25 protein-coding genes and 1 tRNA gene are annotated in these 23,755 nt (G+C 65.7%); 5 read left to right on the forward strand and 21 right to left on the reverse strand.

Annotation, left to right across the window (positions count from 1 at the left end; all coding sequences use genetic code 11):
• Positions 1 to 42: 42 nt before the first annotated feature.
• From DCM80_RS30445 to DCM80_RS30475, 7 genes are all read right to left on the reverse strand, one after another.
• Positions 43 to 120, reverse strand: a tRNA-Pro gene (locus tag DCM80_RS30445).
• A gap of 105 nt (positions 121 to 225) precedes the next feature.
• Positions 226 to 807 (reverse strand): MerR family transcriptional regulator, encoded by a 582-nt coding sequence (locus DCM80_RS30450; RefSeq protein WP_257195043.1) that lies wholly within the window; start codon positions 805 to 807, stop codon positions 226 to 228.
• Positions 808 to 832: 25 nt separating this feature from the next.
• Complete coding sequence (locus DCM80_RS30455) at positions 833 to 1,180, reverse strand: integration host factor subunit alpha (RefSeq protein ID WP_257195044.1); 348 nt, start codon at positions 1,178 to 1,180, stop codon at positions 833 to 835.
• Between the two features lie 134 nt (positions 1,181 to 1,314).
• Positions 1,315 to 2,295: a beta-ketoacyl-ACP synthase III gene (locus DCM80_RS30460; protein ID WP_257195045.1), complete on the reverse strand. Its 981-nt coding sequence runs from the start codon at positions 2,293 to 2,295 to the stop codon at positions 1,315 to 1,317.
• A complete protein-coding gene (plsX, locus tag DCM80_RS30465) occupies positions 2,292 to 3,353 on the reverse strand; it encodes a phosphate acyltransferase PlsX (RefSeq protein WP_257195046.1) in 1,062 nt (353 codons plus the stop codon). Before plsX ends, DCM80_RS30460 begins: the two co-directional genes overlap by 4 nt.
• A 301-nt stretch (positions 3,354 to 3,654) precedes the next feature.
• A complete protein-coding gene (locus tag DCM80_RS30470; RefSeq protein WP_257195047.1) occupies positions 3,655 to 4,221 on the reverse strand; it encodes a DUF177 domain-containing protein in 567 nt (188 codons plus the stop codon).
• Entirely contained in the window at positions 4,218 to 4,769 is a 552-nt protein-coding gene (locus DCM80_RS30475; protein ID WP_257195048.1) for a ubiquinol-cytochrome C chaperone family protein, read from the reverse strand. Before DCM80_RS30475 ends, DCM80_RS30470 begins: the two co-directional genes overlap by 4 nt.
• A gap of 98 nt (positions 4,770 to 4,867) precedes the next feature.
• Between DCM80_RS30475 and DCM80_RS30480 the strand changes: the two genes are divergently transcribed.
• A complete protein-coding gene (locus DCM80_RS30480) occupies positions 4,868 to 5,353 on the forward strand; it encodes an outer membrane protein assembly factor BamE (protein WP_028135998.1) in 486 nt (161 codons plus the stop codon).
• Positions 5,354 to 5,579: 226 nt separating this feature from the next.
• Positions 5,580 to 6,578, forward strand: a complete 999-nt coding sequence (locus DCM80_RS30485; RefSeq protein ID WP_257195049.1) for a tripartite tricarboxylate transporter substrate binding protein — start codon at positions 5,580 to 5,582, stop codon at positions 6,576 to 6,578.
• Between the two features lie 184 nt (positions 6,579 to 6,762).
• Here DCM80_RS30485 and DCM80_RS30490 read toward each other — a convergent pair whose 3' ends face one another.
• The 12 genes from DCM80_RS30490 to DCM80_RS30545 form a co-directional block, all read right to left on the reverse strand.
• A complete protein-coding gene (locus tag DCM80_RS30490) occupies positions 6,763 to 8,883 on the reverse strand; it encodes a sodium-translocating pyrophosphatase (protein WP_257195050.1) in 2,121 nt (706 codons plus the stop codon).
• Between the two features lie 235 nt (positions 8,884 to 9,118).
• Complete coding sequence (thiL, locus tag DCM80_RS30495; RefSeq protein ID WP_257195051.1) at positions 9,119 to 10,117, reverse strand: thiamine-phosphate kinase; 999 nt, start codon at positions 10,115 to 10,117, stop codon at positions 9,119 to 9,121.
• 174 nt (positions 10,118 to 10,291) lie between these two features.
• Positions 10,292 to 10,786, reverse strand: coding sequence for a transcription antitermination factor NusB (nusB, locus tag DCM80_RS30500; RefSeq protein WP_257195053.1), 495 nt, complete (start codon positions 10,784 to 10,786; stop codon positions 10,292 to 10,294).
• A gap of 4 nt (positions 10,787 to 10,790) precedes the next feature.
• Positions 10,791 to 11,282 carry a 6,7-dimethyl-8-ribityllumazine synthase gene (ribH, locus tag DCM80_RS30505; protein ID WP_257180094.1) on the reverse strand — a complete coding sequence of 164 codons (492 nt, stop codon included), beginning with the start codon at positions 11,280 to 11,282 and terminating at the stop codon, positions 10,791 to 10,793.
• Positions 11,283 to 11,387: 105 nt separating this feature from the next.
• Entirely contained in the window at positions 11,388 to 11,996 is a 609-nt protein-coding gene (locus DCM80_RS30510; protein WP_257195055.1) for a riboflavin synthase, read from the reverse strand.
• Entirely contained in the window at positions 11,996 to 13,144 is a 1,149-nt protein-coding gene (gene ribD, locus DCM80_RS30515; RefSeq protein ID WP_257195056.1) for a bifunctional diaminohydroxyphosphoribosylaminopyrimidine deaminase/5-amino-6-(5-phosphoribosylamino)uracil reductase RibD, read from the reverse strand. The genes DCM80_RS30510 and ribD overlap by 1 nt, the downstream gene beginning before the upstream one ends.
• Complete coding sequence (nrdR, locus tag DCM80_RS30520; RefSeq protein WP_011087793.1) at positions 13,141 to 13,623, reverse strand: transcriptional regulator NrdR; 483 nt, start codon at positions 13,621 to 13,623, stop codon at positions 13,141 to 13,143. The genes ribD and nrdR overlap by 4 nt, the downstream gene beginning before the upstream one ends.
• Positions 13,624 to 13,694: 71 nt before the next feature.
• Positions 13,695 to 14,993 (reverse strand): serine hydroxymethyltransferase, encoded by a 1,299-nt coding sequence (gene glyA, locus DCM80_RS30525; RefSeq protein ID WP_028135989.1) that lies wholly within the window; start codon positions 14,991 to 14,993, stop codon positions 13,695 to 13,697.
• 280 nt (positions 14,994 to 15,273) lie between these two features.
• Complete coding sequence (locus tag DCM80_RS30530) at positions 15,274 to 15,495, reverse strand: hypothetical protein (protein ID WP_135165432.1); 222 nt, start codon at positions 15,493 to 15,495, stop codon at positions 15,274 to 15,276.
• A gap of 37 nt (positions 15,496 to 15,532) precedes the next feature.
• Positions 15,533 to 15,769 (reverse strand): hypothetical protein, encoded by a 237-nt coding sequence (locus tag DCM80_RS30535; protein WP_257195057.1) that lies wholly within the window; start codon positions 15,767 to 15,769, stop codon positions 15,533 to 15,535.
• Between the two features lie 205 nt (positions 15,770 to 15,974).
• Positions 15,975 to 16,493: a transcriptional regulator LdtR gene (ldtR, locus tag DCM80_RS30540; protein ID WP_018320040.1), complete on the reverse strand. Its 519-nt coding sequence runs from the start codon at positions 16,491 to 16,493 to the stop codon at positions 15,975 to 15,977.
• A 536-nt stretch (positions 16,494 to 17,029) separates the two neighbouring features.
• Positions 17,030 to 17,515, reverse strand: coding sequence for a DUF6163 family protein (locus DCM80_RS30545; protein WP_028135986.1), 486 nt, complete (start codon positions 17,513 to 17,515; stop codon positions 17,030 to 17,032).
• A gap of 136 nt (positions 17,516 to 17,651) precedes the next feature.
• Here DCM80_RS30545 and hemB point away from each other — a divergent pair, with 136 nt between their 5' ends.
• The 3 genes from hemB (at position 17,652) to DCM80_RS30560 (ending at position 20,462) form a co-directional block, all read left to right on the forward strand.
• Complete coding sequence (hemB, locus tag DCM80_RS30550) at positions 17,652 to 18,713, forward strand: porphobilinogen synthase (protein ID WP_257195058.1); 1,062 nt, start codon at positions 17,652 to 17,654, stop codon at positions 18,711 to 18,713.
• 309 nt (positions 18,714 to 19,022) lie between these two features.
• Complete coding sequence (locus DCM80_RS30555; protein ID WP_257195059.1) at positions 19,023 to 19,565, forward strand: RDD family protein; 543 nt, start codon at positions 19,023 to 19,025, stop codon at positions 19,563 to 19,565.
• A gap of 120 nt (positions 19,566 to 19,685) precedes the next feature.
• Entirely contained in the window at positions 19,686 to 20,462 is a 777-nt protein-coding gene (locus tag DCM80_RS30560) for an arginyltransferase (protein WP_254131951.1), read from the forward strand.
• A gap of 69 nt (positions 20,463 to 20,531) precedes the next feature.
• On the opposite strand, the gene DCM80_RS30565 is transcribed toward DCM80_RS30560, so the two are convergent.
• Both DCM80_RS30565 and DCM80_RS30570 read right to left on the reverse strand, forming a co-directional pair.
• Complete coding sequence (locus DCM80_RS30565) at positions 20,532 to 21,932, reverse strand: Dyp-type peroxidase domain-containing protein (RefSeq protein WP_257195060.1); 1,401 nt, start codon at positions 21,930 to 21,932, stop codon at positions 20,532 to 20,534.
• On the reverse strand, positions 21,929 to 23,740 hold the full coding sequence (locus DCM80_RS30570) for a hypothetical protein (protein ID WP_257195062.1): 1,812 nt from the start codon (positions 23,738 to 23,740) through the stop codon (positions 21,929 to 21,931). Before DCM80_RS30570 ends, DCM80_RS30565 begins: the two co-directional genes overlap by 4 nt.
• Positions 23,741 to 23,755: the final 15 nt, after the last annotated feature.

The following is a 23,755-nucleotide window of genomic DNA, read 5'->3' on the forward strand; positions in this document are numbered from 1 at the left end:
CTACGTCCCGGTCCAATCACCCAACCGATGCTTCGAGAAAAATGGTCGGAGCGAGAGGATTTGAACCTCCGACCCCTAGTCTCCCAGACTAGTGCGCTAACCGGGCTGCGCCACGCTCCGAACGTCGTTCCATTAGCTAGGATCGGCGCGATGCGCAAGGCAAGGCCGCAGCATTTTGCCGGTCCGGTCCCACAGGCTCGGAACCGCAAACGGTCCGAATCGCCCCTACCCGTCCTTCAGCGCCTGATCCAGCATCTCGCGGCAGGCGACGAGGTCGGCGAGCGCGCGGCCGAGGCGCTCCCGGTCCAGCGCGCTGGGGCCGGTGGGCGCGGCGGGGGTGCCGCCCTTGCGGAAGGTGGTGAGGATCTCCTCGTCGTCGACCTCGGTGAAGCGGAAGTCGATGCCTTCCTCCTCATCCCCCTGGTAATCGTCGTCGTCGGTGTCGGTGACGCCCTTGATCGGCGCCTCCTCGTCCTCGGGCTCCATCAGGCTAGCGCCGATGGCGTCCTCGATGGCGCCGAACGAGACCGCGGCGGCGCTGTCGGCGAGGCCCTGCACCGATTTGACGCCGTGCTCCTTCAGGATCCGCTGCACGCCGCGGATGGTGTAGCCCTCGCCGTAGAGCAGGCGGCGGATGCCCTTGAGCAGGTCGACGTCGTCGGGGCGATAGTAGCGGCGGCCGCCGCTGCGCTTCATCGGCTTGATCTGCGAGAAGCGGGTCTCCCAGAACCGCAGCACGTGCTGCGGGATGTCGAGCTCCTGGGCTACTTCGCTGATGGTTCGGAACGCATCCGGCGCCTTGTCCAAATGCCAGTCCTTTCCGAAAAGGCGGTTACGCCTCTTGCTGAGCCTTGCTGCTGGTGGCATCGCCGTTGGCGCGGTGCTGGCCGTTGATCCGTTGCTTGAGAATCGCCGACGGCTTGAACACCATGACCCGGCGCGGCGAGATCGGCACCTCGGTGCCGGTCTTCGGATTGCGGCCGATGCGCTGACCCTTCTTGCGCACCATGAACGAGCCGAACGAGGACAGCTTCACCGTCTCGCCCTTCTCCAGGCAGTCGGTGATCTCCTTCAACACCAGTTCCACGAAGGCGGACGATTCCGTGCGCGACAGGCCCACCTTCTGGTAGACGGCTTCGCACAGGTCGACTCGCGTTACGGTTTTACTTTGATCGGTCATCGCCCTGCCCCACCTCACGGCGAACAATTGTTGTCTGAAATTATGAGCTTACGATACGGCGGTCAACAGCGCTCATCAATGCAGGCGCATCGATAATCGCGGCCGATTCCGGCAAAATTTTATCGAGTGTGGCTCTACCAGCGCACCAGCGCGGAGCCCCAGGTGAAGCCGCCGCCCATGGCTTCCAGCAGCACCATGTCGCCCTTCTTGATGCGGCCGTCCTTGCGCGCCACCGAGAGCGCCAGCGGGATCGAGGCGGCCGAGGTGTTGCCGTGACGGTCCACGGTCAGCACCACCTTCTCCGGCGCGATATGGAGCTTGTGGGCGGAGGCGTCGATGATTCGCTTGTTGGCCTGGTGCGGCACGAACCAGTCGATGCTGTCGGCATTGAGCCCGGTCGCCTGGAAGGCATCGACGATGACGTCGGTGATCATGCCGACCGCGTGCTTGAAGACCTCGCGGCCCTCCATGCGCAGATGGCCGACGGTCTGGGTCGAGGACGGCCCGCCGTCGACGAACAGCTTGGCCTTGTGGCGGCCGTCGGAGCGCAGATGCGTGGTCACGACGCCGCGGTCGGTGGCGGCATGGCCCGGCTGCTCCTGCGCCTCCAGCACGACCGCGCCGGCACCGTCGCCGAACAGCACGCAGGTGCCGCGGTCGTTCCAGTCGAGGATGCGCGAGAAGGTCTCGGCGCCGATCACCAGCGCGCGCTTGAAGGCGCCGGTGCGCAGGAAATTGTCGGCGGTGGCGAGCGCGAACACGAAGCCGGAGCAGACCGCCTGGAGGTCGAAGGCCGCGCCGTGGTTGATGCCGAGCGCGTTCTGAACGGCGACGGCGGTGGCGGGAAAGGTGTTGTCGGGCGTCGAGGTCGCCAGCACGATGAGGTCGATCGACTGCGCATCCATGCCGGCATCGCTGAGCGCGGCCTGCGCCGCCTTGATCGCCAGGTGCGAGGTGAACTCGCCCTCCGCCGCGATATGCCGCTCGCGAATGCCGGTGCGCTGCACGATCCACTCGTCGGAGGTGTCGATGCGCGCCGCCAATTGGGCGTTGGTCACCACCTGCTCCGGCAGGTAGGAGCCGCAGCCGAGCACGACCGAACGAATTTGAGTCACGAAACAACCTCCTGCGCGGCCTGCACCGAATTGAGTGCACCACCCTCGCGGTTGAGCATCTGATTGATCTTGTTCAGGAGATCGTAGTGAGCCATCTCATAGCCAACATCGATCGCATAGGCAAAGCCTTCGGCGCTGGTTCCGCCGTGGCTTTTGACAACCAATCCGTTCAGACCCAGGAACACGCCGCCATTGGACTTGTTCGGATCCATCTTGTCGCGCAGGGCCTGGAAGGCGCTGCGGGCAAAGAGATAGCCGAGCTTGGACATCCAGCTCCGCTTCATCTCGTCGCGGAGTAATTCGGCCATCTGCCTGGCGGTTCCCTCGGCGGCCTTGAGCGCGATGTTGCCGCTGAAACCTTCGGTGACGACGACGTCGGCCAGCCCCTTGCCGATGCCGTCGCCCTCGACGAAGCCGATATAGTCGAGCTCCGGCAGGTTCCTGGCCCGCAGGATTTCCCCGGCCTCACGGATTTCCTCGTGCCCCTTGATCTCCTCGGTCCCGATATTGAGCAGCCCCACCGTGGGCCGCTTCTTGTCGAATAGCACGCTCGCCATCGCGGCGCCCATCAGGGCCAGCGCCACCAGATGGTGTGCGTCGCCGCCGATGGTGGCGCCGAGGTCGAGCACGGCGGACTCGCCGCGCCTGGTCGGCCAGATGCCCGTAATCGCCGGGCGATCGATCCCCTTCAGCGTGCGCAGGTGGAAGCGCGACATCGCCATCAGCGCGCCGGTATTGCCGGCGGAGACCGCGACATCGGCCTCGCCCTTCTTCACGGCGTCGATGGCAAGCCACATCGAGGACGTCTTGCGGCCGCGTCGCAGCGCCTGGCTCGGCTTGTCCGAACCGCTGACGGCCACGTCGGTGTGGATGATCCTGGAGGCGGCCTTGAGCTCGGGGTGCCGGTCGAGCTCGGGCTCGATCCTGGCGCGGTCCCCGACCAGCAGGAATTCGGTGCCGCGATGCCTGCCAAGCGAGATGGCCGCGCCCGGAATGACCACGGCGGCGCCGCCATCGCCCCCCATGGCGTCAAGCGCAATGCGAACCTTGCTTGGCATAAAAGTCCTGGAAAACCTGATCTGGTGCGGTCCTGAACGAGCGGGGCCGCGGAATGGGTTCGCCACGGACGTGGCGACCGGTCAGGCGCCACGCCGCGCCCCGACCGGGGCGCGACAATAGCGTTTTGTTACCCCGAAACAACCTCTTGCCCCCAGCCTTTTGCTTTCCGGGCGATCCGGCTGGAAAAGTCCGAAACTTGCAAAAAATCCATTGAAATCAGCCGGATAAAGGATGCTTTGAAACCATCCAGGCAAAGGCCTCGCGTGCCTTCGCAAGCCGATCCGACGCGGAAGGACTCGGCTATCGGCCTTTCTTCTTGTCCTGGAGTGCCTTCAACGCGGCGAACGGATGGTCCTCCGGATCGGGGGCGGTGACATCAGGCTCGAACACGGCCCCTTCCTTGCGCGGATAGGGATCGATGGCGAGGAACAGCGCGTCGGTGGCGACCCGGCCGAGATCGATGATGCCACCGACGATCGGATCCGGCGGATCGGCGATTTCAGGCGCCGCGTCGTCCTGGCCCTCCTCGATCAGGTCGGCGAGGCGCCGCGCCTCGGCCTCGGGGGCGAACATCAGGTCCACCTCCTCCTCGATCTCGCTCTCGATCGGGTCCAGCGTGACCACGCAGGTTTGCCCGACCCTGGCCCGGACGGTGCCGGTCACCTGAACCCGGCCGCCGCTCCTGGGCATCACGTCGAAATCGGCGCTGGCGGACAGGACCTCCCGCACCCCGCCGACCTCGGCGATCGCCTGCCGCTCGCCGGCCGAGGCCTCGAGCTTGCGGTGCAGGCCGGTGTCGGGGATCTGGGCAACGATGACGGGTGCCCGCCAAGGATCGGGCTGGGATCCGGTCGCTGGTCGGCTCATGGCGTGACGTCCTCGGGAAGCGCTGGAGGAAACCGGAAGGAGGCGTGCAGCAGCGCAGCCTCCTCGGCCCGGCCGAGAGCGGCCTCACTGGCGCGGGCATAGGCCGCGAGCCGCTCCGCCTGCTCCAAGCCGGTCCCGTTCAAGATATTCTTGCAGATCGCCTCCGCCAGGGCCTTATCCCCGGCCTCGATGGCCTGGTCGTAGGCCTGGACGCGGCCGTAAAAGGCCTCGCCGAAAGCCCGCATCCGCTTCGGCACGGTCTGGTCGCCCACCCCCATCTCGCGCAGATTGTCGTCCATATCCTCGCAGAAGCGGTCGAACAGCGCCTGCGACAGCTCGGTGGCGCCTCGAGCCGTGCGCAGGCGTCGCAGCAGCAGCCACAGATGCAGCAGCAACAGGTCGAAACGCCCGTTAACCGTATCGGGCACGGCCAAGTCGCGGTAAAATATGGGTTCTCGCGCCTGCGTCACGATCATGCCATAGATGGCTTCAATGGTGTCCGGCGGGGTTCGCCGGGGTTTCCTGAAGTGATTGAACGGCCAAAGCATTGTGGTTTCCGCAAGCGGGCGCGCGCGAGTTGCATTCAGACGCCCAGCCCGGTACTTCAGCGCCTCGCGCGACGCAAGGGGACGGAATCAGTTCCGCTATGACGACAACGAACCAGACCAGCCTGCGCGCGAACACGCGGCGCGGCCTCCATGCACGCTGGCGCGCCTTGCGCATGCTCGCCGCCGCCACCCTGGTCGGCGCTGCGCTGGCGGGCTGCACCGGCGAGCAGTTCCAGAAGGGTTACATCCTGCCGCCCGGCGCGCTGGAGCAGATTCCGATCGGCGCGAGCCAGGATCAGGTGCTGATCGTGATGGGCACGCCCTCCACCGTCGCCACGCTGGACGGCGAAGTCTTCTACTACATCTCGCAGCGCTCGGAGCGCGTGGTCGCTTTCATGAACCAGAAGGTGGTCGACCAGCGCGTGATCGCGGTCTATTTCGACAAGAACCGGCGCGTGCGGCGGCTGGCGAATTACGGCCTGCAGGACGGCAAGATCTTCGACTTCATCAGCCGCACCACGCCGACGTCGGGTCAGGAGATGAGCTACCTCACGCCGCTGTTCAAGCTGCTCAGCTTCAACTGAGTCGCGAACGCGTTTTCGAGCGACGTCGGGACCGGTTCGCCTCGAGACAACGCAGCAGAGCTGCAAGACAAGTGTCTGGAGCGCCTTCCAATTCCGCCGCAAGGTAAATGGCGCTCGCCTGCGGCGTCGTGCCACCCTCCGTGCGCCCTTTGCGCTCGCGCGCGGCTTGCCGTCGCATCTGCGGTTTCCTAGGCTCCCTGCAAAGAAAGAAGCAGGGAGTAGATTCGTGCCTAAGACTTTTTCCCGACGTCGCGTGCTTACCGCTGCTGCCGGCCTTTCGGCCGCAGCGATCCTGCCGCGATCGAGCCTTGCGGACTGGAAGCCGACCGAAACCGTCCGTCTGGTCGTGCCGGCCGCAGCCGGCGGCTCGACCGACGTGATGGGCCGGCTTCTGGCCGCGCATCTGCAAAACGCGTGGGGCCAGTCGGCCGTCGTGGAAAACCGCTCCGGCGGCGGCGGCACCATCGGCACGGCCGAGGTGGTCCGCGCCAAGCCTGACGGCCATACCATCCTGATCGGCAATCCGGGCCCGAACGCGATCGCCTACAGCATCTTCAAGAATCTCTCCTACAAGCCGGACCAGCTTCAGCCGGTCTCCAACATGATCCGGATTCCGAACATCGTGTCGGCGCATCCGAAGACCGGCATCAAGTCGATCCCCGAGCTGATCGCCTATCTCAAGGCCAATCCGGACAAGCTCAGCTACGCCTCTTCCGGCGTCGGCCAGAGCCCTCACCTCACCGGCGCCTGGTTTCTCCAGCTCACCGGCCTGAAGATGACGCACATCCCGTTCCGCGGCGCCGGCCCGGCGCTCCAGGCCGCGCTTGCCGGCGACATTCAGATCCTGTTCGACAACCTCTATCCGAGCCTGCCGCAGGTGCAGAACGGCACGCTCAACGGCCTCTGCGTCACCACGACCGAGCGCAGCGAGCTCGCGCCGAACCTGCCGACCATGCGCGAGAGCGCGCCGGAGCTGGCGAACTTCGACGTGTCCTCCTGGTTCTGCGTCTTCCTGCCGAAGGGCGTCTCGCCGGAGGTGCTGAACGCGCTCAATCTCCAGATCAAGGCGATGCTCGAGCGCGACGACGTCAAGAAGCAGATCGCCGCCATGGGCGCCCGCGCCGACTACGGCACGCCGCAGCAATTCGCCGCCTTCGTGGACGCCGAGACGAAGAAGTTCGCCGGCATCATCCAGAAGGAAGGGCTGCAGATGGACGTGCAGTAGCTCTCGCGTCCCGGTGCAGCGTGGAACGCTAAGCCGGGACCCAGAGCCTCGGGTGTGGACCCCGGATCTGCAGCGCATCACTTCGTGCTGCGCAGCGTCCGGGGAACGCGGTTAGAGCGAAGTTTCATCATCAAAAACCCCGCGGCTCGCGCCGCGGGGTTTTGTCTTGGAGAGCTGGTGCTGCTCAGTGCGCCAGGATCGCCAGCAGCAGCAAGGCCACGATGTTCGTGATCTTGATCATCGGGTTCACCGCAGGACCCGCCGTGTCCTTGTAGGGATCGCCGACGGTGTCGCCGGTCACCGCCGACTTGTGGGCATCCGAGCCCTTGCCGCCGAAATGACCGTCCTCGATGTATTTCTTGGCGTTGTCCCAGGCGCCGCCGCCCGAGGTCATGGAGATCGCGACGAACAGGCCCGTCACGATGACGCCGAGCAGCATGGCGCCGACCGCGGAGAACGCCGCCGACTTGCCGACCGCGCCGCCGCCCGCGATGAAGTAGATCACGAAGTAGACGACGATCGGCGACAGCACCGGCAGCAGCGAGGGGATGATCATCTCCTTGATCGCCGCCTTCGTCAGCAGATCGACCGCCTTGCCGTAGTCAGGCTTGTCGGTGCCCTGCATGATGCCCGGCTTCTCGCGGAACTGACGCCGCACCTCCTCGACGATCGCGCTGGCGGCACGTCCCACCGCCGTCATGCCCATCGCGCCGAACAGATACGGCAACAGGCCGCCGAACAGCAGACCCACCACGACGTAGGGGTTGTTGAGCGAGAAGTCCGGATTGACGCCTGCGAAGTAGGGATGCTGTGCGGAGCCGGCGACGAAGAACTTGAGGTCCTCGTTGTAGGCCGCGAACAGCACCAGAGCACCGAGACCGGCCGAGCCGATCGCGTAGCCTTTGGTCACCGCCTTGGTGGTGTTGCCGACCGCATCGAGCGCGTCGGTCGACTTGCGTACCTCCTTGGGCAGTCCCGCCATCTCGGCAATGCCGCCGGCATTGTCGGTGACGGGGCCGAAGGCGTCGAGGGCGACGACCATGCCGGCCAGCGCCAGCATGGTGGCGGTCGCGATCGCGATGCCGAACAGCCCGGCGAGGCTGTAGGTCACCAGGATGCCGGCGATTATGACGATCGCGGGCAGCGCGGTCGCTTCCATGGAGATGGCGAGGCCCTGGATCACGTTGGTGCCGTGGCCGGTCACCGAGGCCTGGGCGATCGACTTCACCGGACGGTAGTCGGTGCCCGTGTAGTACTCGGTGATCCAGATGATCAGCGCGGTGACGACGAGGCCGACCACGCCGCACTCGAACAACGCCATGCCGGTGTAGCTGACGCCCTCGAGCTTGCCGAAGCCGATCAGGTAGTAGATCACCAGCGCGATGCCGATCAGCGACAGCACGCCGGTTGCGATCAGGCCCTTGTAGAGCGCGCCCATGATCGACTGGCTCGGCCCGAGCTTGACGAAGAAGGTGCCGATGATCGAGGTGATGATGCAGATGCCGCCGATCGCGAGCGGCAGCGTCATCATGCTGGCGAGGATCGGCGTCTTGGCGAAGAAGATCGCCGCCAGCACCATGGTGGCGACCGCGGTCACCGCATAGGTCTCGAACAGGTCGGCGGCCATGCCGGCGCAGTCGCCGACATTGTCGCCGACGTTGTCGGCAATGGTCGCCGGATTGCGCGGATCGTCCTCGGGAATGCCGGCCTCGACCTTGCCGACGAGATCGCCGCCGACGTCCGCCCCTTTGGTGAATATGCCGCCGCCGAGACGGGCGAAGATCGAGATCAGCGAGGCGCCGAAGCCGAGCGCCACCAGGGCGTCGACGACGACGCGGCTGTCAGGCGCGAGCTTCAGCGAATGGACCAGGAAGGCGAAATAAAGCGTCACCCCCAGCAGTGCGAGACCCGCCACCAGAAGGCCGGTGATCGCGCCCGCCTTGAAGGCGAGTTCGAGGCCGCCGGCGAGCGACGTCGTCGCGGCCTGGGCGGTGCGCACATTGGCGCGGACCGAGACGTTCATGCCGATGAAGCCGGCCGCTCCCGACAGGATGGCGCCGATGGCAAAACCAATCGCGACGTAGAGACCGAGGAAATAGGCAAGCAGCACGAAGATGACGATGCCGACGATACCGATCGTGGTGTACTGGCGCCGCAGATAGGCCTGTGCGCCCTCACGCACCGCCCCTGCGATCTCCTGCATGCGCGGCGACCCCGCATCCGCGCCTAACACCGAAGACGTCGCCCAAATCGCGTAGACGACGGAAAGCACTCCGCAGAGCACTATCAACCATAATGCTGTCATGTGATGTTTGCCTCAGATCCTTGATGTATCCCCGGCGCCTCTTGTTGTCCGTTGTGCGGTGCGGCGCCTTGATTTCGAACAAAGCCGCCCCTTGCCCAAAAGGGGCGGCCTTAGTCGGCCGCGAGCTTGCCAAAATCAAATTGAGGGTGCAACGCCGGATAGGGCCGAAAACGCCGATCTCGGCAGGTATTTAGAACCAAGTGCCGAGAACTAAGATGCCGGTTTGGAGCGATTCCTAGAAGTGGCTGTAGGACAGCCGCGTCAAAGCCAGCTCCTGGCCGTGCCCGTCCAGGAAGCGCGGCCTCTCCTTCCCCGCGACGACGGTGCCGATCGCCGTGACGGCAAGGCCGGCCGCCCGCCCCGCGGCCATCAGCGCGTCGGCTTGCGCCGGCGGCACGGTGCACAGCACCTCGTAATCGTCGCCCCCCGCGAGCAGCGTCTCGATGCCAACGACATTGCGGGCGACCAGGCTTGCCGCCGCGGCCGAGAGCGGCACGCTTGCCACGTCGACCGTGCCCGAGACCCCGGACGCCGCGCAGAGCTTGGCCAGATCGCCGGCGAGCCCGTCGGAGACGTCCATCGCCGCGCTCGCATGATCGCGCACGGCCCGCGCCAGCACATTGCGCGGCTGCGGCACGCGATAACGCGAGACCAGGGCGTCCTTTGCAGCGGGACTGCTTGCGAGCGCCGTTGCGGCAGCGCCGCCCTTGAGCACGTCGAGGCCGAGCGCCGCATCGCCGATCGTGCCCGTCACCAGGATGCGATCGCCCGGCCGCGCGCCGGTACGGCCGACCATCCGTCCCTGCGGGACACGGCCGAAAGCCGTGATCGAGATCATCTGCGGGCCCGGCGTCGAGACCGTGTCGCCGCCGAGCAGCGGGCACGCGAACTCTCTTGCGTCTTCGCCCAGCGCGTCCGCAAACGGCCGCAGCCAGGCATCCTCCTTGCTGTGCAGCGCCAGCGTCAGCACGAAGCCGGCCGGCAGCGCGCCCTTGGCGGCGAGATCGGACAGGTTCACCCGCAACGCCTTGCGCGCGATGGTGTCGGGCGGATCGCTGGCAAGATAGTGCACGCCCTCGACGACGGCGTCGGTGGTGACGACGATGTCGTCGCCGGACGCCGACAGCACCGCAGCGTCATCGACCAGCCCGAACGCCCCGGGGTCGGTCGCCAGCGGCTTGAAATAGCGCGCGATCAGGGCGTCTTCGGCCGAGGGATTGTGTGGGTTTGCCATCGGCTTAGCCCCGCACACAGGTGTCATCGCCCGGCTTGACCGGGCGATCCAGTATTCCAGAGACGGTCGTGTCAAATCGATAGGTCGCGGCATACTGGATCACCCGCCTTCGCGGGTGATGACGTTGGAGAATGGGGCTGGCGTATTGCTTCAATGCGACGCCCCTCAGCACGACTACCGCCCGAACTCGTCGCCGCGAAACTGGCGGCCGATCTGGTCGAGCACGGCGTTCACCATGCCGGTCTCCTCGCGGTCGACGAACGCATTGGCGACGTCGACATATTCGGAGACGACGACGCGGGCCGGCACGTCCTTGCGATGCTCCAGTTCGTAGGCCCCCGCCCGCAGCACCGCGCGCAGGATCGCCTCGATCCGCTTCAAGGGCCAGCCCTTCGACAGCGCCTCGTCGATCAGCGGATCCAGCTTCTTCTGGTCGCGCACGACGCCCGAGACGACGTCGCGGAAGAAGGCAGCCTCCGCCGGCAGATACGTGTCGCCCTCGACCTCGTTGCCGAGCCAATGGCTCTCGAACTCGGCGAAGATGTCGTTGATGCCGGCGCCGGCGATATCCATCTGGTACAGCGCCTGCACGGCCGCGAGCCGCGCCGCACCGCGCCGGTTCGCCTTCTTCTCGGCAGGGCCTGCCGGTTTCCTGGTGTTGTCGGCCATGGCTTTAGGCCTGCGCCAGGCGGCGTTTGATGCGCAGCATCGCCAGCGCCGCGCGCGCAGCATCGCCGCCCTTGTTGAGCTCGCTGGCGCGCGCCCGCGCCCAGGCCTGCGCCTCGGTGTTGACGGTGAGGATGCCGTTGCCGAGCGGCAGCTTGCGCGAGACCGCAAGGTCCATCAGCGCCCGCGAGGATTCCTGCGAGACGATCTCGAAATGAATGGTGTCGCCTCGGATCACGCAGCCGAGCGCGATCACGGCGTCATAGGGCTTGCCGCTCGCCGCCGCGGCATCCACCGCAATGGCCACCGCGGCCGGAATCTCCAGCGCGCCGGGAACCGTGATGACGTCGTGGGTCAGGCCGGCCGCCTTCAGCTCGGCCACCGCGCCGTCCAGAAGCGCATCCTGGAGATCGTCATAGAACCGCGCCTCGACAATCAGCGCGCGGGCGCCGGAAATGTCGGTCTGGTCCTTCAGGGGTGCGCGGCGCGCGTCTGCCATCGTTAAGTCCCGTTCTAGAGGTTGGCGCGTTATGTAGTCGCCACAGGCGGGTAAGCCAAGTTAGAACTGTCATTCCGGGGCAAACCCGGAATAACGGCTTCGCCGTCACTTCATCTCCGTCAGCCGCGCCGCGTAGCGGGCCATCAGATCGACCTCGATATTGACCTCGTCCCCCGCCTTCCAGCCATTGATCGTGGTGACCGTCAGCGTGTGTGGAATGATCAGCACCGAAAAGGTCACGTCCTTCACCGTATTGACCGTCAGCGAGACGCCGTCGAGCGTGATCGAGCCCTTGGTGGCGATGAACCGCGCCAGCTCCCGCGTGGTCGCAAGCTCGAACCGCGCCATGTCGGGCAGATCCTCGCGGCTGGCGATGGTCGCGACGCCGTCTGCATGGCCGGCGACGATGTGGCCGCCGAGCTCGTCGCCGATCTTCAGCGCGCGCTCGAGATTGAGCTTCGTCCCGACCTTCCAGTGCTTGGCCGTGGTCAGCGCCAGCGTCTCGGCCCCAGTATCGACCTCATACCAGGTCTTGCCATCTGCGACGCCGGAGGCGACCACCGTCAGGCAGACGCCGTTGCTGGCGATCGATGCGCCGTCGGCAATGGTGGCCTGATCGTAGCGGCAGGCGATGCGCAGCCGGTGCAACTGGCCCTGCGCCACGGGCGTGAAGCTGACGATCTCGCCGATATCGGTGACAATGCCGGTGAACATTACGCGCGCTCGTAGATGGTGAGAGTATCCTTGTCGAATGTTTCGCTAGCATGAACCTTGTAGGCCTGCGACTGCGTGATTTTCGACAGGGGCAATGCATCGAGCGCATCGACGCCGCCACTGCCCACCGCTTCCGCGCCGCGGAACAGCCAGATCTCGTCGACGAGGTCGGCCGCGACGAACGAGGACGCCACCCGGCTACCGCCCTCGACCATCAGGCGGGTGATGCCCTTCCCGGCCAGCGCTTGCAGCACGGCCGGCAAATCGAGCCCGGAGGCGCCGGCCGCCGGGACGCGGATCACTTGCGCGCCGGCCGCACCAAGCCGCGTCGCGGCTGCGGCTTCCGCAAGCTCAGAACCCATCACCCAGAGCGGCGTCTCGCGGGCGGAGCCTGTCAGCCTGCTCGCGCCGGGAATCCGCAGGCTATGATCGAGCACGACGCGCACCGGCGAGCGCGCCGCCATGCCCGGCAGGCGGCAGGTGAGAAGCGGATCGTCTGCCAGCACCGTTCCGATGCCGACCAGGATCGCATCGCTTTGCGCCCGCAGGAGATGTACCCGATTGCGCACGGCCTCCCCCGTGATCGCGACCGGCTTGCCGCCGGCCGCGCCGATCTTGCCGTCGGGCGAGACCGCGAGCTTCAGGATCACATGCGGACGGTGATCGCGGATACGGCGGAAATGCCCGGCATGGTCGAACGCGGCCTCCGCCGCGCACAGGCCGACGTCCACATGGACGCCGGCGGCGCGCAGGCGCGCATGACCCTGGCCGGCAACTTCTGGATTGGGATCTTCGATCGCCGCCACCACGCGCTTGATGCCGGCCGCAATCACCGCGTCGACGCAAGGCGGCGACTTGCCGAAATGCGAGCACGGCTCCAGCGTGACGTAGAGCGTGGCTCCGCGCGCGGCTTCGCCGGCCCGCAGCAAGGCTTCGGGCTCGGCATGCGGACGCCCGCCTGGCTGGGTCCAGCCGCGGCCGACGATCACGCCATCCCTGACCACGACGGCACCGACGGCCGGATTGGGCCAGGTGCGCCCCTGCCCGCGCCTGGCCAGCGCCAGCGCCAGCTGCATGAAACGAAGATCGGCGTCCTTGGCCTCGCGGGCCTTCTGCGCGAACTGGTCTTCCAGGATGCGGAAGATCATTTGCGGATCGCGGCGAGCCGCGCTTCCTCCTCGCCGGAGAGCTCGCCGAGCACATCGGCGAAATCCTTGGCCTCGCGGAAATTGCGATAGACCGAGGCGAAGCGCACATAGGCGACGTCGTCGAGCGTGCGCAGATGCTCCATCACGGTCTCGCCGATCACCTCCGAGGAGATCTCGGCCTCGCCCCCGGTCTCGAGTTCGCGCACGATGGTGGAGACCATCTTCTCCACGCGCTCCGGCTCGACCTGCCGCTTGCGCAACGAGATCTGCACCGAGCGCATCAGCTTGTCGCGGTCGAACGGCACGCGGCGGCCGTTGCGCTTGATCACCGTGAGCTCGCGCAGCTGCACGCGCTCGAAGGTGGTGAAGCGGAAATTGCAGGCGACGCATACGCGCCGCCTGCGGATCACGGACGAGTCCTCGGTCGGACGCGAGTCCTTCACCTGCGTATCGAGACTGTTGCAGTTCGGACAGCGCATCCGCCGGGCCCCTTATTTTCGCATGATCGTTTCGGAAAACCGCTGCGCACTTTTCCGGATCATGCGGCGCCTTACTGATAGATCGGAAACCGGTCGGTCAGCGCCTTGACCCGTTCCTTGATCGCGGCTTCCACCAGCGGCGCCTTGCCATCGGAAGACTGCGCGACAGCGTTGAGGACCTCGGCGATCATGCCGCCGACCTGCTGGAATTCCGCGACGCCGAAGCCGCGCGTGGTCGCGGCCGGCGTCCCCAGACGGATACCCGAGGTGACGAACGGCGACTCGGGGTCGAAGGGAATGCCGTTCTTGTTGCAGGTGATGGCGGCGCGGACCAGCGCCTTCTCCGAGACGTTGCCCTTCAGGCCCTTCGGCCTGAGATCGACCAGCATCAGATGATTGTCGGTACCGCCGGAGACGATGTCGAGACCATGGCCCTTCAGGGTCTCGGCCAGCGCCTTGGCGTTCTCGACGACGTTCTTGGCGTAGACCTTGAAGTCCGGCCGCAACGCCTCGCCGAAGGCGACCGCCTTCGCCGCGATGACGTGCATCAGGGGACCGCCCTGCAGGCCCGGGAAGATCGCCGAGTTGAGCTTCTTGGTCAGCGTCTCGTCATTCCACAGCATCAGGCCGCCGCGCGGGCCGCGCAGCGACTTGTGCGTCGTGGTCGTGGTGACATGCGCATACGGCACCGGCGAAGCATGCACGCCGCCGGCGACGAGCCCGGCGAAGTGCGCCATGTCCACCAGCAGGTAGGCACCGACGCTGTCCGCGATCTCGCGGAAGCGCTTGAAGTCCCAGGCGCGCGAATAGGCCGAGCCGCCGGCGATGATCAGCTTCGGCTTGACCTGCTCGGCCTGCTTGGCCACCGCATCCATGTCGATGATCTGGTCCTCGCGGCGCACGGTGTAGTGCGCGGCCTTGAACCACTTGCCGCTCATGTTGACGGGCGAGCCGTGGGTGAGATGTCCGCCGGCGGCGAGATCGAGGCCCATGAAGGTGTCGCCGGGCTGCAGCAGCGCCAGGAACACCGCCTGGTTCATCTGGCTGCCGGAGTTCGGCTGCACGTTGGCGAAGCCGGCACCGAACAGCTTCTTGGCACGATCGATCGCGAGGTTCTCGGCGACGTCGACCCACTCACAACCGCCGTAATAGCGCGCGCCCGGATAACCCTCTGCGTACTTGTTGGTCATCACCGAACCCTGCGCTTCCAGCACGGCCCGGCTGACGATGTTCTCGGAGGCGATCAGCTCGACCTCGTGGCGCTGCCGGCCGAGCTCACCCTTGATGGCGGCGGCGATTTCGGGGTCGGCCTGCTCGAGCGAGGCGGTGAAAAACGAATCGGGCGCGGAGGCGGTCTTGGGTGCGGTCATCTTGGGAATATCTCCACCGCCGCAGCCTTTTGGCGGGCTGCGGGCGGGTCTGGTGTGGCGGTCGGAAGCAGGCGCGATCTACCACATCGCCCGCAACAGGCCAAGGGTTTGCGGGTCGAGCCTGATATTTATGCCAGATATGGTGGAGAGTGGGATTCTCGACGATCAGGCTAGTCCGGGAGAGCCCCCGTCGGGAGCCCCCTCCGCCGCATCCAGAAATGGGGCCGCTTCGGGCCTTAGCTGGTCACGCCCGAAGCCGTTGGCTGCGGCAGAGATCGCGTCACAACCCCGTATACCCCGCCTTCACCGGGTCCACGCTGCCGTCGAGCTGGCGCAAGTACGTCAGGCCGCACACCGTCAACCTGTGGGGGTCCTTCTCGCCGGCTTCCATCAGGGTGGTCAGGTAGTTGGTCACCTTCATGCGCGCCTCCTCGCTGGCCGCGGCGGTGCGGTTGGCGAGCAGGTCATAGGTCTGCATGATGCGGTCGATGGCGGCTTCCATGGCACCCTCTGGTTGATCGATGTTCTGAGATGGTTGATCAGGCAACCGCGCTGGCCCCGGACTGCGCCTGGAATTGGGCGATGGCCTTGTTGGCGAGCCTGATCTTGTTGAATTCGCCGTGCTGGAGCAGCTTGATGATCACCCCGAGCAGGCGTTCGTCGGTGACGAGCGTATCGGGGATCGTGCCGGAGCGGCGAAGGTAGTTCGCGGCGATGGCATAGGCCTCGCTCACGAGTTCCACGTTCATCGCCTGAAGCCCGCGCTCGACCAGCATCGCCCTGTCTCCGATCCGAAGGAGATAAGCGCCAAGTACGGAACTTGTTCCGCACAGCCCGCGATTTTTTTTCGCAGTGCAAAAATGGAAACGCACCGGCCCGGGGGCAACTCCGGACCAGTGCGCTTGGGGAAGTCAGGCATGTCCAGGGCAGGCTTGCCGGTCTTGTTGCGGGCCGGCTTGGCCTTGATCCCTTTTCGAAAGCTCAGAGGCGATAGAGGATCTGGTCGGTCCAGAACCGCTCGAGGCGGTGCAGCGACTTGTTGAGGGTCGAGAATTCCTCGCCCGAGATGCCGCCGACCTGCTCCACCGTCTTGACATGCTTCTGGTAGAGCGCATCGACGATGCGGCGGACTTCCTGGCCCTGCGGGGTCAGGCGGATGCGCACCGAGCGGCGATCGACGCGCGAGCGCTGATGATCGAGGAAGCCGAGCTCGACGAGCTTCTTCAGATTGTAGGAGACGTTGGAGCCGAGATAGTAACCGCGCGTGCGCAGCTCGCCCGCGGTCAGCTCCTTGTCACCGATGTTATAGAGCAGGAGCGCCTGCACCGAGTTGATGTCCGCACGGCCGCGGCGATCGAATTCGTCCTTGATCACGTCGAGGAGCCGGCGATGCAGCCGCTCCACCAGAGTCAAAGCTTCCAGATAGAGCGACTGCACCGAACCCTGCTGGCCGGAGACGCGCTCTGCGGTATCTGCCGCAGTTGCGACGGCTTTCATCATGACACTTCCCCTGTTGTCGTTTTTGTCGACACTTATTCGACGAAACTTGTGTCCCGCCTGATAGGTGCAACTTAAGGGGCGCGTTTGAAGATCGGCTTAAATAAGAGAATAAAGAGATCATGAATTTAAGACAGTGAATTGCGGATTAAGCCTGTGCCACAAGCACTTTTCGAAAGCCTCTGTTGACCTTCGCAAGCTCCTGTTCACCCTCCGTCCGCCCCTGTTGTCGCATTCCAGAACAGGCCTGCCCGGTTTCGAAACGGGCGCGTAACGGCTGTGGCGGCACCGGCTGGTCAACGAAAACTTACTGCAAATTTTAGGCAACCAGCAGTCAACCAAACGCGCACAACTCCGCGCTCGTGTCCCGGACGAGCGAAGCGAAGATCCGGGACCCAGGAGCCGCAAACGAGATGTTGGAAACAAGATAGGCCCCGGCTCTGCAACGCATCACGCCGATCTGGACGATGCCGCGCATCGCCAGGGGCGCGCTGCATTGCGTCCGGGGGGACGAAGGAGTGCGCGTGGAAATGACGGCGCTACGGTGGCCGTTCGCGCGCGGCCATCCAGGCCAGCGCGAGATAGGCGGCGAGCATGGCGGCTTCGACGCCGACGACGATCAGGCTGCCGCCGTAGATGCCCGGGAACATCAGCTCGATCACCGCCATCGACACCACGGTGGTCAGCCACACCACCGCGCCCCACGGCGTCGCCAGCCACAATCCGACCGCGGCGACGAGCTCGATCACGGCGAAGTAGACGGTGGCGGCCTGCCAGGCCATCGACTGGTTCTCGAACGCCTCGTCCTCGCCGCCGACAAAGCCCGTCACCTGCGCCCAGTGGTAGAGACCTTTCAGGATTGAGAGCAGCGCCATCACCCGCAGGAACAGCACCAGGCGGCGCGTCCAGACATTGTCGTCGGACTCGGCCCGCTCCGACGAGATCGCCGCGACCGAAATCGCGTGGTCTCTGGTCGCGTCCCTGGCGCTGTCGCGGGCCGCATCGCGGGTGGAGATCTCGGACATGGCCCCCTTCTGGCTGCTTCGCCCCGCAAAATCAATCGGCTGCCCCTCAGGTCAATTCTGCCTTGCGGCAGGTCAAGCCGCGGTGACGGGAACCGTGCGAGCTGGTATAAGAATAATTCCAGCCGGAGGAAGAGTGATGGCGATCAAATACGGACGTCCGATCGAATTGCGCGAGGTCTCGCGCCGCGAGGGCACTGCGGTGCCCCATGCCCTCGATCTGACCGTCCGGCCGCGCCGCAACCGCAAGGCCGAATGGGCCCGGCGCATGGTGCGGGAGAACGTGCTCAGCACCGACGATTTGATCTGGCCGCTGTTCCTGATCGACGGCAACAACAAGCGCGAGCAGGTCGCCTCGATGCCCGGCGTCGAGCGCCTCAGCGTCGACCAGGCGGTGCGCGCGGCCGAGCGCGCCATGAAGCTCACCATCCCCTGCCTCGCGCTGTTTCCCTACACCGAGCCGTCCCTGCGCGACGAGGAAGGCTCCGAAGCGACCAACCCGAACAATCTGGTCTGCCAGGCCGTGCGCGCGATCAAGAAGGAGTTTCCGGAGATCGGCCTGCTCTGCGACGTCGCGCTCGACCCCTTCACCAGCCACGGCCATGACGGCCTGATTGCCGACGGCAAGATCCTGAACGACGAGACGGTCGCCGTGCTGGTGCGCCAGGCCCTGGTGCAGGCCGAGGCCGGCTGCGACATCATCGCGCCCTCGGACATGATGGACGGCCGCGTCGCCGCGATCCGCGAGGGGCTGGACCGCGCCGGACTGCTCGACGTACAGATCATGGCCTATGCGGCCAAATACGCCTCGGCCTTCTACGGCCCGTTCCGCGACGCCATCGGCTCGGCCAAGACGCTCACCGGCGACAAGCGCACCTACCAGATGGACAGCGCCAACAGCGACGAGGCACTGCGCGAGGTCGAGCTCGACATCGCCGAGGGCGCCGACATGGTGATGGTGAAACCCGGCATGCCCTATCTCGACGTGGTCCGCCGCGTGAAGGACACGTTCGCGATGCCGACCTTCGCCTACCAGGTCTCGGGCGAATACGCGATGATCGCGGCCGCCGCCAACAACGGCTGGCTCGACGGCGAGCGCGCGATGATGGAGAGCCTGCTCGCCTTCAAGCGCGCCGGCGCCGACGGCGTGCTGAGCTACTTCGCGCCGAAGGCCGCGGAGAAGCTGCGAAGCCAAGTCTAACTCCGCCGTCGTCCCGGCGAACGCCGGGACCCATACCGCGTGATCTATCGATGATGCGCGGTGTTGGTATCGACGCGGGATCAATTTCTTATCTTCGCCCAAACCGCTCCCTGTGGTTATGGATCCCCGCTTTCGCGGGATGACACCACGGGGTGGCGACATTGTCGGCGCTCAAACCGACAGCCTCCCCGCCCCCGAATCGCCGGAATATTTCGGCTTGTTAATGTCCGCGCCCTTGGCACGGAGATGGCCTATTCCCATGTCCTGCCTCGAGGGTTTTCCCTCTGTTTCCCCCTGGGAGGACGGACGATGTCGTACGACTCGGGCAATTCAGGCGCCTGGCGCAATGATGGCGGGGTGCAGCCGCACGCCTACGATCCCTATCTGCACCCAGAGCTGTTCCGGGGCGTCGCGACGCGGCGGGTGTTCGCCTTCCTGATCGACATGGTCGTGATCTCCGTGCCTGTCATCCTCGGCTATATCTTCATCGCCTTGTTCGGCGCGGTGACGCTCGGCATCGGCTGGGCGCTGTTCTGGCTGGCCTGGCCTGCCTCGGTCATCTGGGCCATCGTCTATTACGGCGCCTGCATCGGCGGGCCTTCGTCGGCGACCATCGGCATGCGGCTGATGGATCTGGAGCTGCGCACCTGGTACGGCGCGCCCGGCTATTTCGTGCTCGGCGCCACCCATGCCGTGCTGTTCTGGGTGACGGTTTCGTTCCTGACGCCTTTCGTGGTGCTGGTCGGCCTGTTCAACGGCCGCCGGCGGCTGCTGCACGATTTTGTGCTGGGAACGGTCGTGATCAACAATTCCGTCCGCGCACCGGTGCCACAGGGCGCCAGAAGCTGGTGATCAAGGACCTGTCAACCAGGAACGACTAAAGCTGTCCGATCCGACCCGCCGAGCAGACCGATTGACCAGGGGCTTCCGTAGCGCGATGCTGACATTCACTTCGGAGGCCCACGACGTCCCTTGACCCAGCACTCGCGCGACACCCCCCAATTCTACCTTACGGCGCCCTCCCCCTGCCCGTATTTACCGGGCCGGCATGAGCGCAAGGTGTTCACGCATCTGGTTGGGGACCGGGCCGGCGACCTCAATGACCTCCTGACCCATGGCGGCTTCCGCCGCAGCCAGTCGATCGCCTACCGGCCGGCCTGCGACCAGTGCCGCGCCTGCGTCTCGGTCCGGGTCGTCGCCAACGAGTTCCGACCCTCGCGCAACTTCCGCAAGGTGATGGCCCGCAATTCCGACATCATCGGCGAGCAGCGCAGCGCGGTGCCGACCTCCGAGCAATATTCCGTGTTCCGGGCCTATCTCGACGCCCGCCACCGCCATGGCGGCATGGCCGACATGACCGTGCTCGACTACGCCATGATGGTCGAGGACAGCCATGTCGAGACCCGCATCATCGAATACCGCAAGCGCGGCCCCGACAGCGGCATCACCGGCCGCGGCGAGGAGCTGATCGCCGTCGCGCTCACGGACGTGCTCAGCGACGGCCTGTCGATGGTCTATTCGTTCTTCGAGCCGAGCCAGGTCAGCCGCTCGATGGGCACCTTCATGATCCTCGACCACATCGCCCGCGCCCGGCGGCAGGGGCTGCCTTACGTCTATCTCGGCTATTGGATCGAGGGCTCCAAGAAGATGGACTATAAGGCCCGTTTCCTGCCGCAGCAGCGCCTCGCGCCCTCCGGCTGGCTGCGCATCGACGCGCAGGGCGATGCCGCGTCCGAGCCGCAGGATTGAGGCGCGATCCGGAAAGAGCGCGAAGCGTCTTCCGCAAAGCTCACCCGTAGGCAACAACCTCGAGCGCGCTCAAGCGCGTGCGATGAAGTTCAGCGCTGCGATCCCCGGCAGGAAGAAGTAGCCGCCGCCGAGCGTCTGCGTGAATTGCCTCAGCGAGACTTCGCCGCCACTCGGCTGGCCGGGAATGGTGAAGGCCTTCGGGCACGGCTGCGATCCCACGATCGGGTCGTCCTGGCTCTCGAGCGATCCAAATCTCCGGTTCTGCAGCCAGCGCTGGTGGATGAACTCGAACTGCCGCTCCAGGTCCGCGTTGCAGGCGATGAAGAAAATGCCTTGGTGGCCCGACGTCTCGCGATAGGGCCGCCCACGCCGCAGCAACCGGTGCAGCTTGGATGACTTGATGCTCGATTGCACGTCGGTGCCGAGCGAGTCCCGGGGATGGGAGCGGCGCACATGGGCGCCCTTGGGACACATGAAACCGTTGGCGTCCTCGACGCGATAGCGGAATGCATCGGCAGCCGAATCCGACACGGGCACGGCCGGATCGCCTTTCCATGACAACGGCAGCCCGTTCTTCCGGCGCCCCATCAGCTTCTCGCCCGCCGAGACGCCGTTCGCCGCCGCGAAGTCCGCATGCGCGGCCTCAAACGCCTCGAAGGCGGCCACATCCTGCGCGAACTGACGTACGGCAAGATAGCTTCCGTTCAGGGTGAACCGCCCGCTGGCACTGCTCCATCCCTCCACGTTCGGGCAAAAGGTCAGCTCGTCGTACTCGTTGCGATAGCCCAGGATGAATTCGCCCGGCTCCACGACCCGGTCGTCATAGAGATCGCGAGCTCCCTCTCGCGCCTGCTTGAAGCTCTCGCCATCCTGGTCCCTGAGGCCCCTGATCACCGGCTGGGCGAGCCCATCGCGAAACCCGAACGGCTCACGCAGCTTGCCATCCGCGCCGAAGAAGTCGGAATCCTCCCCGACCTCGATAACGGAGAAGGCGCTCGGATCGATCGCGGGCAGCCGCGAAGCCACGCCGCGCATCTTCCATTCCGCCAGCAGGATGTGCACCACCTCGCCGCCGCCGGGGCCTTCGCGATCGGTCCAGCTCCAGTGCCGGTCTTCGTCCCGCAACAGCTTGGCGCGCAATTCGCTGCCCATGCCGCTGCGGAACGGCGTTGGAAACGGATGCTCGCTGGTTTCCCGGCAGCCCAGCTTCACCAGCCCCGAATAGGTGAAGCCGATCGCGACGACGGCATCGAGAGGCGCCCTCTGCTGCTTCTCCTGCTTCGGCTTGCCGACCTGTTCTGCGCTGGCGACCAGGCCGGTGTCGAGCAGTTGCGCCAGCCATGTCTTCGCCAGCCTCTCGTCGCGGATCGTCAGCAGCCTGAAACGGCTGGTGGTGAGCGAGCCGAAGCCGCTCTTCAACATGGCCTGGATGTCGTGGCTTTGTTCGGAGAGACGTGGAGCGTGCCTCATGTCTCGATGGCCCTCATGATCAGATCGTCGTTCTTGCCGTTACGCTCGCCGAACAAGGCGTCGCGCAGCCCCGTGGCGAGATTGATCTGGTCGACTGTCCGGTTGCAGGCGTCGAAATGGTAGAGATGCGGCAGCATGCTGTCGCGCGCATAGGACTTGAACCTCAGCTCGCACTTCACGCCGCGAAACACCACGAAGCGCGTCGGCGGAAAGCTGCGCGGTTGCGCGATGCCGGGCAGTCCGGGCAGCGCCGGGGCACGTGGACGCAGCTCGGTCCAGCGCCAGGCCAGCGTGGTGCCGGCGGCCGCACCGTTGATGAAGTCGTCGAGATAGCCGCCGAAATTGCCGTCATAGTTCGAGCAGAACAGAAAGCGCCGACCGTTGTCGATGATGTGCCAATGCCCGAAATGGATGCCCGGCGCGTTGCCGAGCCAGCCTTGCGTGAAGAACACGCGTCCGGCAAACGTCACGATGCGCAGCGCCATCCGGATGCAGCACGCGCTCCACCATCGCGGACCGCGCAGCTCCGTGAGGCTGAACATGTGCTGGGTTCCATCGACCAGATCGGCCTCGCATCGCTCGATCGTCGGATGGATCTGCTGGGCGCGCGGAACGTCGTCCTCGAGCGGATGAAAGAACTGCTCACTCAGCTTCTTGAAGCGGCCGTTGAGCCAGTGAAACAGCGCACCGATGCAAAGCACCGCGGCGATCGCGACGACGGCGATGCCGATGATCTGCAATCCGGTCAGCTTTGGCAGCTTCGGCTCGACGACATGAGCCATATAGTCCGGTGCCACCGCATAGGCGAGCGGCGCGAACGTGTAGGCAAGGGCGCACGCGGCGACGGCCAGCAGCACCGGCACGCCGATCAGCCAGCCCCCCACATAGGTGGCCAGGGAGGAAAGCGTCTGGGTCGGCCGATCGAGCTCCTGCTGGACGCTGTTCAGCCAGCGCCGCCAGGACACGAATTGAGCGGGCAGCGGCACCAGGAACAGCCAGACGATGAATACGATCACGGCGAACGCCAGCAGCCCGTGCCAGGTCATCGTCAGCAGGCATTCGCTCGTCCTGGTGACGGCGTCTTCGATGGCCCGCCCCACCGGCCCCGGCTCGCCGAAGAACCAGTTGTAGGCCCGCGGAAGCGCCCAGACGATCCCGAGCACGACGAACCACAGCACGATCGCCGCCACGGGATAAGCGAGCTTCGCACCGATGCTCGCCCCCTTCCCGCGCCAATAGGATCGCGGCGCGGGCTTGACCGCCCACTCGAAACGGGGATTGGCGTGAGCCCACCGCGCCAGCGCCAGGGCGAATGCGGTGCGGTCGTTGCCGTATTTCGGCTTCAGCTTTCGCGCTTCGATGCGCGTCTGATCCAGCAGGTCGCTCTCCATCTTGATCTGCCGGACCGAACGGTCGCGCGCGCCGACGAAGCCGCCGGTGGCGATGCTGTGCCAGCTCATCAGCTGGTTCAGCAATTGCTCCTTGTCCTTGGCTGTGGGCGCGGCGACATCGGGAGCGACCATGGCTCCGAACAGCGTCCACATCGCGCCGTCGGGATGGTAGACCAGCCGATACAGCAGGTCGTAGGGACGCAACCCCTCCTCCACCGCAAGCTCGAGCACGAGCGACGGCTGCTGGTTCGGGGCGCCGCCTAAGGCCGGGAGCAGCCCGATCGAGGCGAAGTGCACCACCGCGACGTCCTCCAGCAGCGCATCCAATGCATCGTGAAGTTGCTTTGGGATTTCCGCTCCGCCGCTCCAGCCTGGCGCAACGATGCAGATCATCTGCTGCCGGACGATCTCGAGCATGGCCCCGTCCTCCGC

Origin of the sequence: Bradyrhizobium sp. WBOS08, from assembly GCF_024585125.1 — a bacterium.
Taxonomy (GTDB): domain Bacteria; phylum Pseudomonadota; class Alphaproteobacteria; order Rhizobiales; family Xanthobacteraceae; genus Bradyrhizobium; species Bradyrhizobium japonicum_B.

Excerpts from the sequence above, each read along its gene's own strand:
- DCM80_RS30455 (WP_257195044.1), bottom strand. The coding sequence starts at position 1,180 with ATGACCGATCAAAGTAAAACCGTAACGCGAGTCGACCTGTGCGAAGCC.
- plsX (WP_257195046.1), bottom strand. The coding sequence starts at position 3,353 with ATGCCAAGCAAGGTTCGCATTGCGCTTGACGCCATGGGGGGCGATGGC.
- DCM80_RS30470 (WP_257195047.1), bottom strand. The coding sequence starts at position 4,221 with ATGAGCCGACCAGCGACCGGATCCCAGCCCGATCCTTGGCGGGCACCC.
- DCM80_RS30475 (WP_257195048.1), bottom strand. The coding sequence starts at position 4,769 with ATGCTTTGGCCGTTCAATCACTTCAGGAAACCCCGGCGAACCCCGCCG.
- DCM80_RS30480 (WP_028135998.1), top strand. The coding sequence starts at position 4,868 with ATGACGACAACGAACCAGACCAGCCTGCGCGCGAACACGCGGCGCGGC.
- DCM80_RS30490 (WP_257195050.1), bottom strand. The coding sequence starts at position 8,883 with ATGACAGCATTATGGTTGATAGTGCTCTGCGGAGTGCTTTCCGTCGTC.
- thiL (WP_257195051.1), bottom strand. The coding sequence starts at position 10,117 with ATGGCAAACCCACACAATCCCTCGGCCGAAGACGCCCTGATCGCGCGC.
- nusB (WP_257195053.1), bottom strand. The coding sequence starts at position 10,786 with ATGGCCGACAACACCAGGAAACCGGCAGGCCCTGCCGAGAAGAAGGCG.
- ribH (WP_257180094.1), bottom strand. The coding sequence starts at position 11,282 with ATGGCAGACGCGCGCCGCGCACCCCTGAAGGACCAGACCGACATTTCC.
- DCM80_RS30510 (WP_257195055.1), bottom strand. The coding sequence starts at position 11,996 with ATGTTCACCGGCATTGTCACCGATATCGGCGAGATCGTCAGCTTCACG.
- ribD (WP_257195056.1), bottom strand. The coding sequence starts at position 13,144 with ATGATCTTCCGCATCCTGGAAGACCAGTTCGCGCAGAAGGCCCGCGAG.
- nrdR (WP_011087793.1), bottom strand. The coding sequence starts at position 13,623 with ATGCGCTGTCCGAACTGCAACAGTCTCGATACGCAGGTGAAGGACTCG.
- glyA (WP_028135989.1), bottom strand. The coding sequence starts at position 14,993 with ATGACCGCACCCAAGACCGCCTCCGCGCCCGATTCGTTTTTCACCGCC.
- DCM80_RS30530 (WP_135165432.1), bottom strand. The coding sequence starts at position 15,495 with ATGGAAGCCGCCATCGACCGCATCATGCAGACCTATGACCTGCTCGCC.
- DCM80_RS30535 (WP_257195057.1), bottom strand. The coding sequence starts at position 15,769 with ATGCTGGTCGAGCGCGGGCTTCAGGCGATGAACGTGGAACTCGTGAGC.
- ldtR (WP_018320040.1), bottom strand. The coding sequence starts at position 16,493 with ATGATGAAAGCCGTCGCAACTGCGGCAGATACCGCAGAGCGCGTCTCC.
- DCM80_RS30545 (WP_028135986.1), bottom strand. The coding sequence starts at position 17,515 with ATGTCCGAGATCTCCACCCGCGATGCGGCCCGCGACAGCGCCAGGGAC.
- hemB (WP_257195058.1), top strand. The coding sequence starts at position 17,652 with ATGGCGATCAAATACGGACGTCCGATCGAATTGCGCGAGGTCTCGCGC.
- DCM80_RS30555 (WP_257195059.1), top strand. The coding sequence starts at position 19,023 with ATGTCGTACGACTCGGGCAATTCAGGCGCCTGGCGCAATGATGGCGGG.
- DCM80_RS30565 (WP_257195060.1), bottom strand. The coding sequence starts at position 21,932 with ATGAGGCACGCTCCACGTCTCTCCGAACAAAGCCACGACATCCAGGCC.
- DCM80_RS30570 (WP_257195062.1), bottom strand. The coding sequence starts at position 23,740 with ATGCTCGAGATCGTCCGGCAGCAGATGATCTGCATCGTTGCGCCAGGC.